This window comes from Actinoplanes sp. TFC3 (assembly GCF_001553785.1).
Taxonomy (GTDB): domain Bacteria; phylum Actinomycetota; class Actinomycetes; order Mycobacteriales; family Micromonosporaceae; genus Actinoplanes.
The window spans coordinates 976,636-990,583 of sequence record NZ_LOJP01000001.1 but is presented as its reverse complement, the minus strand read 5'-3'; the positions used below and the strand labels follow the sequence as shown (position 1 = coordinate 990,583).

The 13,948-nt window shown below is 70.0% G+C and carries 12 protein-coding genes; 4 read left to right on the top strand and 8 right to left on the bottom strand.

Annotated elements, in window-relative coordinates; translation table 11 throughout:
* Nucleotides 1-17: 17 nt before the first annotated feature.
* Both TFC3_RS04440 and TFC3_RS04435 read right to left on the bottom strand, forming a co-directional pair.
* Nucleotides 18-428, bottom strand: a complete 411-nt coding sequence (locus TFC3_RS04440) for a roadblock/LC7 domain-containing protein (RefSeq protein ID WP_015619044.1) — start codon at nt 426-428, stop codon at nt 18-20.
* The gene (locus TFC3_RS04435; RefSeq protein WP_082771852.1) at nt 425-3,622 is read right to left on the bottom strand and encodes a sensor histidine kinase; all 3,198 of its coding nucleotides are present in this window, start codon (nt 3,620-3,622) and stop codon (nt 425-427) included. Before TFC3_RS04435 ends, TFC3_RS04440 begins: the two co-directional genes overlap by 4 nt.
* A 473-nt stretch (nt 3,623-4,095) precedes the next feature.
* Here TFC3_RS04435 and TFC3_RS04430 point away from each other — a divergent pair, with 473 nt between their 5' ends.
* Nucleotides 4,096-5,274, top strand: a complete 1,179-nt coding sequence (locus TFC3_RS04430; protein WP_067495951.1) for an ABC transporter substrate-binding protein — start codon at nt 4,096-4,098, stop codon at nt 5,272-5,274.
* Between the two features lie 53 nt (nt 5,275-5,327).
* Here TFC3_RS04430 and TFC3_RS04425 read toward each other — a convergent pair whose 3' ends face one another.
* Together TFC3_RS04425 and TFC3_RS04420 are read right to left on the bottom strand one after the other, a co-directional pair.
* Nucleotides 5,328-6,119, bottom strand: coding sequence for an ABC transporter permease (locus tag TFC3_RS04425; protein ID WP_067495949.1), 792 nt, complete (start codon nt 6,117-6,119; stop codon nt 5,328-5,330).
* Nucleotides 6,112-7,155 (bottom strand): ABC transporter substrate-binding protein, encoded by a 1,044-nt coding sequence (locus TFC3_RS04420; RefSeq protein ID WP_236717980.1) that lies wholly within the window; start codon nt 7,153-7,155, stop codon nt 6,112-6,114. The genes TFC3_RS04425 and TFC3_RS04420 overlap by 8 nt, the downstream gene beginning before the upstream one ends.
* A 166-nt stretch (nt 7,156-7,321) precedes the next feature.
* On the opposite strand from TFC3_RS04420, the gene TFC3_RS04415 reads away from it, so the two are divergent.
* The 3 genes from TFC3_RS04415 (at nt 7,322) to TFC3_RS04405 (ending at nt 10,244) form a co-directional block, all read left to right on the top strand.
* Nucleotides 7,322-8,263, top strand: coding sequence for an LLM class F420-dependent oxidoreductase (locus tag TFC3_RS04415; RefSeq protein ID WP_067495945.1), 942 nt, complete (start codon nt 7,322-7,324; stop codon nt 8,261-8,263).
* Nucleotides 8,264-8,381: 118 nt separating this feature from the next.
* Nucleotides 8,382-9,962, top strand: coding sequence for a hypothetical protein (locus TFC3_RS04410; RefSeq protein ID WP_067495943.1), 1,581 nt, complete (start codon nt 8,382-8,384; stop codon nt 9,960-9,962).
* A gap of 3 nt (nt 9,963-9,965) precedes the next feature.
* Nucleotides 9,966-10,244, top strand: coding sequence for a ribonuclease domain-containing protein (locus TFC3_RS04405; RefSeq protein ID WP_082771851.1), 279 nt, complete (start codon nt 9,966-9,968; stop codon nt 10,242-10,244).
* Here the strand turns inward: TFC3_RS04405 and thiC are convergent.
* From thiC to TFC3_RS04385, 4 genes are read right to left on the bottom strand one after another with little or no spacing between them, the layout of a single operon-like run.
* Complete coding sequence (thiC, locus tag TFC3_RS04400; protein ID WP_067495940.1) at nt 10,232-11,839, bottom strand: phosphomethylpyrimidine synthase ThiC; 1,608 nt, start codon at nt 11,837-11,839, stop codon at nt 10,232-10,234. The two genes, TFC3_RS04405 and thiC, sit on opposite strands and share 13 nt — an antisense overlap.
* A 48-nt stretch (nt 11,840-11,887) precedes the next feature.
* Nucleotides 11,888-12,649 carry a bifunctional hydroxymethylpyrimidine kinase/phosphomethylpyrimidine kinase gene (thiD, locus tag TFC3_RS04395; RefSeq protein ID WP_067495937.1) on the bottom strand — a complete coding sequence of 254 codons (762 nt, stop codon included), beginning with the start codon at nt 12,647-12,649 and terminating at the stop codon, nt 11,888-11,890.
* Nucleotides 12,646-13,203 carry a thiamine phosphate synthase gene (locus TFC3_RS04390; protein WP_067495934.1) on the bottom strand — a complete coding sequence of 186 codons (558 nt, stop codon included), beginning with the start codon at nt 13,201-13,203 and terminating at the stop codon, nt 12,646-12,648. The genes thiD and TFC3_RS04390 overlap by 4 nt, the downstream gene beginning before the upstream one ends.
* Complete coding sequence (locus TFC3_RS04385) at nt 13,197-13,946, bottom strand: thiazole synthase (protein ID WP_067495931.1); 750 nt, start codon at nt 13,944-13,946, stop codon at nt 13,197-13,199. Before TFC3_RS04385 ends, TFC3_RS04390 begins: the two co-directional genes overlap by 7 nt.
* Between the last annotated feature and the right edge of the window lie 2 nt (nt 13,947-13,948).

Below are 13,948 nucleotides of genomic sequence, written 5' to 3'. Positions count from 1 at the left end.
ACGCGATGGGACGCATGTCAGTGGTGGGCAACGGCCTCGCGCGGGGCCGGTACGAGCGCCGCGCCGACGCGTTCGACCAGCAGCGCCATCTCGTAGCCGACCTGGCCGACGTCGCAGCTGCGCGCGGCCAGCACCGCCATCGACGAACCGTCGCTGATGGACATCAGGAACAGGTAGCCGCTGTCCATCTCGATGATCGTCTGCTGCACGGCACCGGCGTTGAACATCCGTGAGGCGCCGTCGGTGAGGCTGACGACGCCGGAGGTGATCGCGGCTAGCTGGTCGGCCCGGTCCGCCGGAAGGTCTCGCGAGGAGGCCAGCAACAGGCCGTCCGCGGAGACCGCGACCACGTGGGCGATACCGGCCACGCTGTCGGCGAAGTTGCTGAGCAGCCAGCCCATGTCCTGCATGGTGGGGGGCCTGGTCACTGTCCGTTCTCCTTCGGAGCTGGGGCGAGCGCGGCAGCTTCCTCACTGCCGGCTGTACGCCCTCGTTGCACGCCTCGGTGATACGCGGACAGGAGCCCGCGTACTTCGTCCGGGCTGCGCCGCTGCTGGTTGAGCGGTGTGCTCTGCACCCCACCCGGCACGAGCTGGGCCTGGGGGGTTCGCTTGGGCAGCCCGGAGCGGGTGGTGTCGGTGACGGTGGGTTCCGCCGCCGCCATCGCACGCTGCCATCCTTCATCGGCGGCGGTACGCCAGGCTTCCTCGGCAGATCGGCGCTGCCGGGGAACGTTCTGCGTGCCGCTGTCCGGACCGGCTTGCGCCGATCGCGATCCATTCTGCCCCGCGTTTGCGGCGCGGGCCGCGGCCGGCGCTGGGGACGCCGGGGCCGCGGGGGTGACGGGCGCCGGGGCCGCGACAGCGGCCGCGGGAGCCGGTGCGGGCGGAGCCGACACGGACTGGGCAGCGCCGCCCATGCCGTTCGACTGATTCGGTGGTGGGGCGTAGCCCGCTGTCGGCATGCTCCACTCCTCGTTGGCCGAGTCCTCGGACTGGCCCTTGAACCAGCTCTGCTGCATCTGCAGGAAGATCGGCGCGGCTTCGGCCCGGTCATCGCTGCGCGGCACGGCGGGCGGCGGTGCCGGGGGCATCGCCGCGAGCGCGGATCCCCAGCCGTCCGCGGCCGGGGGTGCGGCCTGCAGGTCGGCGGCGGGCCGCTGCTGCATCGTCGGGTACGCCATCGTGGGCGAACTCGTTGCTGCCTCGTAGGCCGGCAGGGCCGCGGCCGGCTCGGGCTGCGCCGGCGGGGTGACCCGGGTGGGCAGCGCGGGCCGCTCTTCCATTCCCCGCTTCGGCAGAGCCGGGCGGTTCGGGGTCGGGAACACCTCGCTGAGCCGCGGCGGTGCGGCCGGCGACATCGGCCGGGCGGGCTGCTGCGACGGAGCCGCGGGCAGCAGCGGGTGCGGCGGAAGGTCCGGCTGCGGCGCCGAGATGCCAGCGGAACCGGCTCGGGCGAAGTCGTCCGAGCGCTGCTGCCACGGCTCGGGTGAGATGGCCGGCAGCGTCGCGGTGGCCGTGCCGGTGCGCCCGAGCGGCGTCGCATCGTTCCAGCCGACCGGCACCGGGTCGAACTGACGGCCCCCGCGCGGCGGCGGGTCCAGCGGCCGGTTGCCCGGCAGCTCCACGATGCTGTTGGGCAAGATCACCTGGGCGACCGTGCCGCCCTCCATGTTCGCCCGCAGCTCCACGCGGATGCCGTAGCGCCCGGCCAGCCGGCTGACCACGGCCAGGCCCATCAACCGGAAGGCCGCGACGTCCACGTCCGGCGGCTCGGCGAGCCGGCGGTTGAGGCTGTCCATCTGTTCCTCGGACATGCCCAGCCCGCGGTCCTCGACCTGGATCACCACGTAGTCGCGGATGCGGCGCCCGTCGGCGACCACCACCGTGTTCGGCGGGGAGAAGCGGGTGGCGTTGTCGAGCAGCTCGGCGACCAGCCGCACGACGTCGTTGACGGCGTTGGCGGTGATCGAGATGTCGGTGTCGACGGTGCCGAACTCGATGCGGTTGTAGAGCTCGACCTCGGACTGCGCGGCCCGCAGGGCGTCCACCACGAGGGCGTCCTCGCGGCGCGGGGCGCTGGAGTCGGCGCCCGCGAGCACGAGCAGGTTTTCGTCGTTGCGGCGCATCCGGGTGGCCAGGTGGTCGAGTTCGAACAGCTGGGCCAGGCGCTTGGGGTCTTCCTCGCCGCGCTCGATCTGGTCGAGCTCGCCGATCATCCGGTCGACCAGGCTCTGCGAGCGGCGGGCCAGGTTGAGGAACATCGCCGAGACGCTGGTGCGCAGCGCGGCCTGCTCGGCCGCGATCCGGACCGCCTCGCGGTGCACCACGTTGAACGCCTGCGCCACCTGGCCGATCTCGTCGCGGTTGCCGAGCCGGATCGGGTCGTTCACCTGGCGCAGGATGTCGTCGGCTCCGCCGTCGCCGATGTTGCGCACGTCGCGCAGCCGGGCGACTGCGTCGGGAAGGTCGCGGTTGGCCACCGCGAGCGCACCCTCACGCAGCCGGCGCAGCGACTGGTTGAGCGAGCGGGCCAGCATGATCGCCAGGGCGATCGCCAGCACCAGCACCAGCAGCACCAGACCGGCCTCGACGGCGGCTTGCCGGCTCACCGAGGCGCTCTCGTCGGTGGCCTCCTGCAGTGCCTCGGACTCGAGCCGCTGCTCGGCCCAGCGCATCAGGTCGACGACCGCGCCCATGGACTTGATGACGTCCTCGGGCGCGACCGGGTCACCGCGGTTGAGCTGAACGGCGGTCTGGTCGGACAGGTTCACCGCGTCACCGGTGACCGTGCGGTCGACCAGCGAGCGCTGCGAGGGCGAGGCCACCAGGGAAAAGCTTTCCAGCGCTTCCTGCTGGCTGGTCTGGGTGGCGGTGAAGACGGAGAGCTGTTCGGCGCTGGCTGAGCCGGATACGCGGGCGGCGTACGCGACGGCCTCCTGTTCGGCGGTGCCGGCCTTGGCCCGGGCGAAGGCGGACACCGCGCGCAGGCTGTCGGCAACCTTGCCCTCACCGGCGTACTGGCTGAGCACCTCGCCGTAGCCGACGAGGTCGGTGATCACGACGCCGTAGCGCAGGACCGCCTCGGACACCGCGATCTGGTCGCGGTCGGTGATCTTCTTGCGGGTGGCGTCCATCGTGCGCAGGTGATCGTCGATGCGGGCCAGCCGGTCCTCGACCGCGGCCGGCGGGTTGTCCAGGTCGCGGCGGTCGGTGGTGTACTTGACGATCCGCTCGTCGCTCTGGGCGATCAGCGCGGTGTAGGCCTCGGGCTTGGTGCCCGGGGTAGCCAGGTATTGCGCCGCAGACATCCGCTCGTTGTGCAACGCCTGGGTCAGCTCTGAGATGTCGGTGGACAACCGGGTGAGGTCCTCGACGCGGCTGGCGTCCACGGCCCGGCTGCCGACGTCGACGAGTCGCACGGTGGCCAGCGCGAGCACCGCGACCAGCGGCACGAAGAGAATGAGGGCGAGCTTGGAGCGGATGCGGGCGTCCTGCAGCCGCGGCAGCCGGCTGCGACGACCCTGACCCGCGGCGTTCTCGCCGACCGGCTCGCTGTCGCTGCCCGGAGCCGGACCGATGGCGGGACGGGTCGAAGCCTGGGTCGAAGATCCGGTGCTCACGACATCTCCTCGTTGATCATCCCCGCATCTCGTCGCCCGCCCGGACGCCGGTGCCGGGCCCAGCCGATCTCCCGCGGCAAGGCAGGTGCCCCACTCGGCACGGCCGCGATTTCATCAGAGTCCACATCTGTTTGGGAAGCCCGCCATCGTCCCGAAACAGGCTGCATCACGCGGAAGCAATCAGCCGTTTGGGTCGACAATCGACACTCCGTACGCTTTGACGTGCACAAATGTTTACTCAACTACTCTTCGTACTTACGTAATTACAGCTATCCATCAAGATTCCAACCACTATATGAGATGATCATCCCGCGTCGTACGCTCATCGCAGCTTGACCAGGCACCCTCACGTTGGCAAGGTTTGGCGCGATTGGACGGACGTACTGTCCGTGTTGAGTGGGTCTACAGCGGACAACGTTGCGATCCCCGGGACTTTCAGGTCCCTTTCTGGCGCGCCATAGGAGGCACCCCCCGTGAGGCTCCCCCGTCGTCTGACGGCGTCCGCCGCCGCGTCGGCGCTCGTTCTGACCGCGCTGGCCGGCTGCGAATCGGGCAGCGAGACCACCGCGAAGACCGACATCGTGATCGGCGCCGACCTGGCCTCGGGCTCGGCGGTGGACGCGGCCTACGCCCGCGCCCTGCAGCTGCGCGTCGAGCAGATCAACGCGTCCGGCGAGCTTGGCAGCAACAACCTCGTGCTGCGCATCCAGGACAACCGCTCGGACCCGCAGACCTCGCTGCGCAACATCAGCACCTTCGCCGATGACTCGCAGGTCGCCGCCTTGATCACCGGTGACTGCGACGAGTGCGTGGTGAGCGCGGCCAAGACCGTCAACGACAAGAAGATCCCGACCATCGCGCTCGCGGCCTCCGATCAGGTGGCCACGCCGGTGGAGAGCCGGCGGTACGTCTTCAAAATCGGCCCCAACAGCGCCGACAGTGCCGCGGCGCTGACCTCGGAACTGGTGCGGCTCAAGAAGAAGAAGATCGCCATCCTCTCCTCGCAGAACCTGTACGGCCAGGACGCGCTCGGCCACATGACCTCCGAGATCTCCGGCGCAGCCGCGCTCGGCAAGGCCGACATCTCGGTCGTCAACCAGCTGACGGTCAAGCCGACGGCCACGGACGTGACCCAGAGCGTGGGCACGCTGACCGACGCCGAGCCCGACGCGCTGGTCGTGCTGACCGGCTCGGACCAGGCCACGCTCGCGGTCACCGCGGCCAAGGCGGCGAACTTCAAGGGCAGCGTCTACTTCGACGCCGCCGCGGCCGGCGACCTGTTCGTGCCGCAGCAGGCTGCCAAGGCGACCGAGAGCACCACGATGGTGTTCACCCAGGTGCTCGCGATCGACGACGTGATCGCCACGACCCCGGCCAAGGCGGCGCGCAAGCAGTGGTTCCGGGATTACACCTCCCGGTACGGCAGCTACTCCGGCGTTGCCTCCTTCGGTGCCGACGCGGTTGGCCTGATCGCCGACGCGGTGGTGCGGGCCGGCTCGGATCGCCAGCGCATCCGCGACGTGTTGGAGACCTCGCAGACCGACGGCTTCTCCGGCCCGATCCGGATCACTCCGGACAACCATTCCGGGCTCATGCCGCAGGCGCTCACCCTGCTGGTCGCGCGCAGCGGTCGCTGGCGGCTGCTGAGCTGACCCGCCTGTCCCATCAGGGCGCCGGATCCGCTGGGTCCGGCGCCCTTGCTGTCTCACCGCACCGAGGTCGTCGCCCGCACCCACGGCAAGGTCAGCCGCTCGATCAACGACAGCAGGTAATACAACACGATGCTGAGCACGGCCAGCAGCACGATGGCAGCGAACGAGGTAGGGGTGTCACCCTGACCACTGGTCTGCACAATGATCATGCCGAGGCCGCTTTCGCCGTACTGCATCTCGCCGACGACGACGCCGATCACCGCGAGCGGCAGGCCCACCTTGAGCCCCACGAAGATCTGCGGGAGAGCGGACGGCAGGCGCACCCGCCAGAACGTCTGCGACCAGGTCGCGCTCATTGCTCTGACCATTTCCGCCAGTTCCGCGGGCGTGCTGGTCAGGCCGGTCGCTGTGGACAACACGATGGGAAAGAAACAGACCATGAACGCCATGGCGAGCACAGGGATACGTCCATAGCCGAACCAGATCAGCATCAGCGGAGCCAGTGCCACCTTGGGCACCGCGTTGAACGCCACCAGCAGCGGCGCGAACATCCGCTCGAACGGGCGCCAGGCGGCGATCGCGATACCGAGCAGCACCCCGGCCGCCACCGAGAGCACGAAGCCGAGCAGCGTCGCCATGGCGGTGTGCCAGGTCTCGGTGGCCAGGGTGCCGGCGAAGCGCCCGAAGCCGTCGGCCACGTCCGAGGGCGCCGGGAGCACCACCGGGTTGACCGCGAACACCTTGGTGGCGGCCCACCACACCCCGATGGCGAACACCAGCCCGAGCAGCGGCCACGCGACCAGCGGCAGCAGGCGGCTCCGGGTGCTTACCGGCGCATCATGCATTCGGCACCAGGTCGAAGGAGATGACCTCCTCGGGCGTGAGACCGGTCGGGATCTGACCGGAGCCCTGCAGGATCGCGATGCAGCGGGCCACCCGCTTGTTGTCCAGCGCGCCGACCGACACGCCGGCCGCCTCCGAGCGCACGAACGGGCCCATCAGCGTGAGTTCCGCGGCCGCCGACTTGGGGTTGGCGGTGGCGACGTACTTCTTCAGGATCGTGCCGGCCTCGTCGGGCTTGGTGATCGCGTCGTCCAGCCCCTTGAGCAGGGCCGCGCTGAACTTCTTGACCTTGTCCGGGTTGTCCTGGGCGTACTTGCTGCTGGTGATCAGCACGTTGCCGTACAGATCCTGCAGGACATCGCTGTACGGCAGCAGCACCGCGGGTTTCTTGGCGATGCTTTCGATGGTGGGCTTGCCGACCACGAACTGACCGATGCCGTCGACCTTGTGCTGGGCCAGCGTGCCGAACAGCGTCTGGGCGTTGCCGTTGACGAAGCTGACCCTGCTGGAGTCCACATCGGCCAGCTTGGCGTAGGTGGGGAACAGGTTGCGGACCACCGAACCCGGGGTGTCGGCGATGGTCTTGCCCTCAAGATCCTTGGGCGAGGAGATCCCGTACCCGTCCAGCGACATGATCGCCGCCATGGTGCGCTGCTGGATCGCCGCGACCGAGGTGAAGCCGGCGACCTTGGCCTGGCCGTTGGCACCGCCCGCGGCCAGCAGGCCACCGGTCAGGTCGATCGGGGTGAACTGGGCCTGACCGCCCACCACGGCCTTGACGTTCTCGAGGCTGCCGTTGCCGGGCTTGATCTCCACGTCGAAGCCGGCGTCGCGGAAGTAGCCCTTCTCCTTTGCCACGTAGGCGTAGGAGTCGCGGCCGAAGGTGCCGAACGAGGTCAGGTACGTGATCCGCTCCAGCCCCTGCGACCCGCCGGAGTCACTGCCCGGCTCGTCGGAGTCGTCGCTGCAACCGGCTGCGGCCAGCGTGGTAGCCAGCGCGGCACCCGTGAGCGTACGAAGGAATTGTCTTCTTTGCACTGTGGTCCTTCCCAACCGAGGGGGGTGTGGAGGTGGAGGACTGAATCGCAGCGTAATCGTACGGCGACGCTAGGCGATCATCGATATCACCGCGAAGCACGCTAGCCTGTGCGGACAGTTACCACCGTCGTTGTCACCCGATCGATTGACGAGTTCCAGGACGTTTATGCGAGTCACTTTGTTCATCGAGCCTCATCGCGGCGCCACCTACGACGATCAGCTCCGGCTGGCCCGGCACGCCGAGGACGCGGGCTTCGACGGGTTCTTCCGCGCCGACCACTACCAGGCGATGGGCGCCGATTCCGGGCTGCCCGGGCCCACCGACGCCTGGCTCACGCTGGCCGGGCTGGCCCGTGAGACGACCCGGCTGCGACTGGGCACGCTGGTCAACTCGGTGACCTTCCGGCTGCCCGGCCCACTGGCGATCATGGTGGCCCAGGTGGACGCTATGAGCGGCGGGCGGATCGAGCTCGGCATGGGGGCGGGCTGGTTCGAGCGCGAGCACACCTCGTACGGCATCCCGTTTCCTGCAGTCGGGGAGCGATTCGACCGGATGGCCGAACAACTAGCGATCATCACCGGGCTGTGGGCCACGCCGGACGGAGAGCGGTTCTCCCACGACGGCCAGTTCTATCGCCTGCTGGACGCCCCCGCGCTACCCAAGCCGGTGCAGCGGCCCGGCCCGCCGGTGCTGGTAGGCGGCAAGGGACCCAGGCGCACGCCCGAACTGGCCGCCCGCTTCGCCGACGAGTACAACGTCCCGTTCAAGGCGGTAGCGGAAACGGCGGTGGCCTTCGACCGGGTACGCCGGGCCTGCGCCGAGCACGGGCGCCCCGCCGATCGACCGATGACCTTCTCGGCCGGCGTGGTCGCGGCGATCGGACGCACCGACGCGGAGGCCGCCCATCGCGCGGCACCGCTGCACGCACCGAGCGCGCTGCCGCCGGAGGACCCGGTGATCGGCTCACCCGCGGCGCTCGTCCAGCGGTTGGGGGAGCTCGCTGCCATCGGGGCGACCCGGGCCCACGTCCGCGTGATCGACGTGTCCGACCTGGATCTGGTCGACTTGATCGCCGCCGAGGTGCTGCCCTACGCCGGTCAGCTGTAACGCTGCGTATACAGTTGACATCGATCAACTTAAGGTTGGCCAACTGCGATTTTGGCCAGCCTTAAGAACCACCGTCCGGACTGGCGGTCACCGGGGCGCATTCCGTAACCTGCCCACCATGGCATTTCGGACCTGGGCCAAGGTGTTCTTCGCCACCCTCGGTATCGGCGCTCTGACCGGCGCCGGCGAACTCGGGCTGGCGTACGGGCTGGGCATTGTCCGGCTCACCCGGGTCGTCGACATCACCGCGCGTGACCAGTGGACCGCGCAGCTAGCCTGGGTTGCCTGGTTCCCCATGGTCGCCGCGGTGGTCGGTGCCGTCTTCGGCGCGCGGCTGCTGCGCCGCTGGGCTCCCACCGCTCGCGGCGGAGTTGGCACCGAGCTGATGCTGTCGTTCGCCGCAGCCATCGGAGCCGCCGTCGTGGTCCCGCTCACCATGCAACCGGCCCGCACCGCCCAGATCGCCGGCGTCGACGCGGTCGTGGTGATCGCCATCTGTTCCGGGCTGGGCGCGTTCATCGGCGTATTCGCGGCGTGGGGTGCGCTGACGCAGGCGGTAGCCCGGTGGAGCCTGACGGCGGTGAGCATCGCGGCCGGGGTGCTCGCGGTGGTCTCGGTGGCGCCATCACTTGCGCCGAGCGATCCCCTTCCGGCCGTGCGACTGGGGGTGCTCGACACGACCCTGCTGTCAACGTCGGTGACCCAGCGAACCGCGCTGGCCACGATGCCTGCGCTGGCCCTGCTGGCCGGTGCACTGGTCGGCTGGGTGGCCCGCCGCCGCGACCTGCCGATGCTGACCATCGCCCTGGCCGGCCTGCCCGGACCGGCTCTGCTGACGATCTCGTACCTGATCGCCGGCCCGGGAGCGGGCGCCGACCGTTACCAGATGACGCCGTACTGGGCCGCGATGACGGCTACCGGGGCCGGGGTGCTCGGCTCGGTGCTGGCTGCGGTGCTGCGCAGGCCTCCGGTGGGCGAGGAGGCGGCCGCGACGCCCGAGCCGGCCGTCGCGGCTGAGCGGCCGGCGGAGAACAGCGTCGCGCTGGGCGAATACACCAAGGACGAGCCCAAGCCGTACGACGGGTTCTCGCGCGGCAACGAACCCAAGCGCGGCTACGAGCCGCAGCCGGGCGTGAACGCACCGAAGCGGGAGAGCACGCCGCCCTACGTGCCCGAGCCTGCCGTACGGCCACTGCCCCCGGAAGTCGTGCAGCACGCCGCCGCCCACGCGCCTGTCGAGTCCGCGCCCCCAGCCCGCCCGCCGGCGGGTCGGCCGGCCGCGAATCAGGCGCCTGCGGTGACCCGGGCTCCCGCCTCGGACCGGACACCCACTCCAGCGCCATTTACTCCGGGGCCGCTGGTTCCGGAGCCCACGCCGATCAGCGCGCCCCTGCCGCAACCGCAGCCCTCGACGCCGCTACCGCAGACCACTTCCGCCTCTTCCCCACGAGCAGCAACCGCCCCGCCGCGGGTGTCGCCGCCGATCGATCCTGGCGGCACCGCTTCCTGGTCTTCGCCGCCGGTTGATCCCGCCGGCACCACTCCTCGGCTTTCCCGGCCCATCGCGCCGCCGGTCACCGATCCGGCCACGATCCTGCCCGAGCAGGGCGGCAGCAAGAGCCGGTTCGGGCTGCGCAAGCGCAAGGACGAGGACTACGTGGACTGGGTCAGCGGGCTGGGTAACCAGCAGACGAAGTAACCAATGGCCGGACATCAATGTGATGATCCGGTCGGGTGGAGCTCGCTGAGCTGGCCGACCAGCTCGGGGTGGTACGCCTGGCCGTACGGGCAGTACAACTACACCGGCGGCACCTTCCGTAACGATGAGGGTCAGCTACCCACCGGCGCGACCTACAGCGAGTACGACGTGTACTCGCGGGCCCGGGGTGCCTCGCGGGATGCGTACCGGATCGTGGTGAACCGGTCGACCCGGGAGACCTGGTTCGCCCCGGACCACTACGCGAATTTCTACAAGCTCTGAGGGGTGGTGACCGGGAGGTACACGCGACCTCCCGCGTTCACGAACTCCGAGCTCTTGTCCTTCATCCCCTGCGCGGCGTAGTCCTTGAGCTCCTGGGTGATCTTCATCGAGCAGAACTTCGGCCCGCACATCGAGCAGAAGTGCGCGGTCTTGGCGGGCGCGGCGGGCAGGGTCGCGTCGTGGTAGGCGCGGGCGGTGTCCGGGTCGAGCGCCAGGTTGAACTGGTCCTCCCAGCGGAACTCGAAGCGGGCCTTGGACAGCGCGTCGTCCCAGGCCTGCGCGCCCGGGTGGCCCTTGGCAAGGTCGGCGGCGTGGGCGGCGATCTTGTACGCGATCACGCCGGCCTTGACGTCGTCGCGGTCGGGCAGCCCGAGGTGTTCCTTGGGTGTGACGTAGCAGAGCATCGCGGTGCCGAACATGCCGATCATGGCCGCGCCGATGGCCGAGGTGATGTGGTCGTACGCTGGGGCGATGTCGGTGGTCAGCGGGCCGAGCGTGTAGAAGGGCGCGCCCGCGCACAGCTCCTGCTGCAGGTCGACGTTCTCCTTGATCTTGTGCATGGGTACGTGCCCCGGTCCCTCGATCATCACCTGCACGCCGTGCTCCCAGGCCACGTGCGTCAGCTCGCCCAGCGTGCGCAGCTCGGCGAACTGCGCCTCGTCGTTGGCGTCGGCAATGGACCCCGGCCGCAGCCCGTCGCCGAGGGAGAAGGTGACGTCGTAGCGCGCCAGGATCTGGCACAGCTCGGCGAAGTTCTCGTACAGGAAGTTCTCCCGGTGGTGAGCCAGGCACCAGGCCGCCATGATCGAACCGCCGCGCGACACGATGCCGGTGACCCGGTCCACGGCCAGCGGGACGTACGCCAGCAGCACCCCGGCGTGCACGGTCATGTAGTCGACGCCCTGTTCGGCCTGCTCGATCACGGTTTCCCGGAACACTTCCCAGGACAGTTGCACCGGGTCGCCGCCCACCTTTTCGAGCGCCTGGTAGATCGGCACGGTCCCGATCGGCACCGCGGAGTTGCGCACGATCGCTTCCCGGGTCTCGTGAATGCGCTTGCCGGTGGACAGGTCCATCACCGTGTCGGCGCCCCAGCGCGTCGCCCACGTCAGCTTGTCGACCTCCTCGGCGATCGAGGACGTGACTGCGGACGTACCGATATTGGCGTTGACCTTCACCAGAAACCGCGACCCAATGATCATCGGCTCGCTCTCCGGGTGGTTGATGTTGGCCGGCAGCACCGCGCGGCCGGCGGCAATCTCCTCGCGCACCACCGAGGCCTCGACGCCCTCACGGATCGCCACGAACTCCATCTCGTCGGTGACGATCCCGGCCCGCGCATAGGCGAGCTGCGTCGGCCGCGCCCCGGCAACCGACGCCCCAGCGAGGGGCGTCCCGGCTCCGGCGCTCGGCGCGACGTCACCTCGGGCAGCGATCCACGGTCCGCGCAACGGCGGCAGTCCGACGGCCGGATCGCTGCCCGGACCCGACGTGTCGTAGAGCCGCACAGGCGGGTTGTCGCCGCTCAACGCGATCTCCGCGAACGGCACTTGGATGTCGGGACGTGAGCCCTCGACATACGTCTTTTTCCGCATAAGTCCTCCCAAGTAGTCGACAGAGCTCCGCCCCGAACAGGACGGCTCCTAGCTGAAGAAGTGGTGCAGCGGCCCCGGCCCCGAGCCGAGTTTCCAATCGCGCCCGCCGATCAATGCCCGCGCGACATAGCTCTTAGCCGCCTGAACCGCCCGTTCCAGGTCATCGCCCAGAGCCAGCCGGGCCGCGATGGCCGACGAAAAGGTGCACCCGGAACCGTGATTGTTGAGGGTGTCCACCGGATCACCGCGCAGCTCGGTGGTCCGCCCGGCGTAATGCAGCAGGTCCACGGCCTGTTCACTACCGGTCACCACCACAGCTTCCGGCCCACGCGCCGCCAACTCCCCGGCCGCCGCCGCCATTTCCTCGGCGGTCGCAACTTGCCGTCCCAGCAGGGCGCCGGCTTCCTGCCGATTCGGCGTCAGGACGCGGGGGTACAAAACCAGCGGCGCAACGGCAGCGACATTGGACAACCGGCTCCCACTCGTAGCCACCAGCACCGGATCGACCACCAGGTTCGGCAACTGCGCAGCCCGTGCCGCGATCACCTGAGCCACAGCCGGATCGCCGACCATGCCGACCTTGACCGCTGCCACGTCGAAGTCGCTCAGCACCGCGTCGAGCTGCGCCGCCACGATCTCCGGCGGCACCGGGTGCACGGCGGTGACCCCCGTCGTGTTCTGCGCCGTGATCGCGGTGATGACCGAGATCCCGTACGTCCCCTGCGCCGCGAACGTCTTCAAGTCGGCCTGGATCCCCGCCCCAGCCCCGGAATCCGAGCCGGCGATCGTGAGCACCACCGTGGGGGTCATGACACCGCCTCCGCCAGCTCCCGCACCACGCGTTCGGGGTCGGCAGCCCGCATCACGGCCCCCATGACCGCCACCCCGCAGGCACCGGCAGCGACGCATTCGGCCGCCCGCGACGGCGAGTCCACTCCGCCGAGCGCGAGCCACGGCCGCTCCCCCGCCAACCGGGCCGCCTGGCCGGCGCCGAGCGCTGGGCCGTACCCGGGTTTTGAGGACGTGGGGTAGATCGGGGACAGGGTGATGTAGTCCTCATCGGACAGCGGCTCGGTGCCGTGCCAGGAGCGGCCGACCAAGTCAACCGGCGTTGCCAGGTGGTCGTGGGCTGCCAGGTGGACGGCGGTGCCGCCGAGCGGGTCGGGGCCGGCGACGATGATGCGGGCCTTGGTGGTGGCTCGGAGGGTTCGGGCGAGGGCGGCTCTGCGGTCGTACCGTAAATCCCTGTCCCGCAGGATGATCCAGGACGCCCCGCCGCGGACCGCCGCCTCGACCACCTCGGTCAACGGCCCGGCGGCGAGCATGCGATCGGTGAGCACGACGACGCCCGCCGGGGTCACCATGCCGGCATCCCGGCGTCCGGGGTGGAGGCGAGCGCGTGATAGCGCTTCGGGATGCGACCGGCTTCCGCAGCCAGCCGACCGGCCTCGACCGCGTGCCGCATCGCCTCGGCCATCCGCGCCGGATCGGCGGCCCGGGTCACAGCCGACGCGATCAGCACGCCATCGCAGCCCAGTTCCATCGCGAGCGCCGCATCCGAGGCCGTGCCGATGCCCGCGTCCAGGATCACCGGAACCCGGACCGAGTCGCGGATCAGCCGGATGTGATGCGGGTTGCTGATCCCCAGCCCCGATCCGATCGGCGAGCCCGCCGGCATCACCGCCGCACACCCCAGGTCGGCCAGCCGCCGGGCCAGGATCGGGTCGTCGCTGGTGTAGGCGAACACCCGGAAACCGTCGTCGACAAGCGTCTCGGTCGCCTTGAGCAGCTCGACCCCGTCCGGCAGCAGGGTCCGCTGGTCGCCGATGACCTCAAGTTTGATCAGCGCCGTCTCGAACGCGTCGCGGGCCAGCCGCGCCGCCTTGATCGCGTCCGCCGCGGTGTAGCAGCCGGCGGTGTTGGGCAGCACCCGCATGCCCAGCCGGTCGAGCAGCGGCAGCAGACCCGGGCCGGCCGCGTCGATGCGCCGCAACGCCACTGTCACCATCTCGGTGCCGGAAGCCAGGATCGCGGATTCGAGCGCCGCCAGGCTCTGCGCTCCCCCGGTGCCCAGGATGAGCCGGGACTTGCCGAAGATGTCGTCCATGC

Excerpts from the sequence above, each read along its gene's own strand:
- TFC3_RS04385 (WP_067495931.1), bottom strand. The coding sequence starts at position 13,946 with ATGGACGACATCTTCGGCAAGTCCCGGCTCATCCTGGGCACCGGGGGA.
- TFC3_RS04415 (WP_067495945.1), top strand. The coding sequence starts at position 7,322 with ATGCGAGTCACTTTGTTCATCGAGCCTCATCGCGGCGCCACCTACGAC.
- TFC3_RS04390 (WP_067495934.1), bottom strand. The coding sequence starts at position 13,203 with ATGGTGACCCCGGCGGGCGTCGTCGTGCTCACCGATCGCATGCTCGCC.
- TFC3_RS04405 (WP_082771851.1), top strand. The coding sequence starts at position 9,966 with ATGGCCGGACATCAATGTGATGATCCGGTCGGGTGGAGCTCGCTGAGC.
- thiC (WP_067495940.1), bottom strand. The coding sequence starts at position 11,839 with ATGCGGAAAAAGACGTATGTCGAGGGCTCACGTCCCGACATCCAAGTG.
- thiD (WP_067495937.1), bottom strand. The coding sequence starts at position 12,649 with ATGACCCCCACGGTGGTGCTCACGATCGCCGGCTCGGATTCCGGGGCT.
- TFC3_RS04410 (WP_067495943.1), top strand. The coding sequence starts at position 8,382 with ATGGCATTTCGGACCTGGGCCAAGGTGTTCTTCGCCACCCTCGGTATC.
- TFC3_RS04425 (WP_067495949.1), bottom strand. The coding sequence starts at position 6,119 with ATGCATGATGCGCCGGTAAGCACCCGGAGCCGCCTGCTGCCGCTGGTC.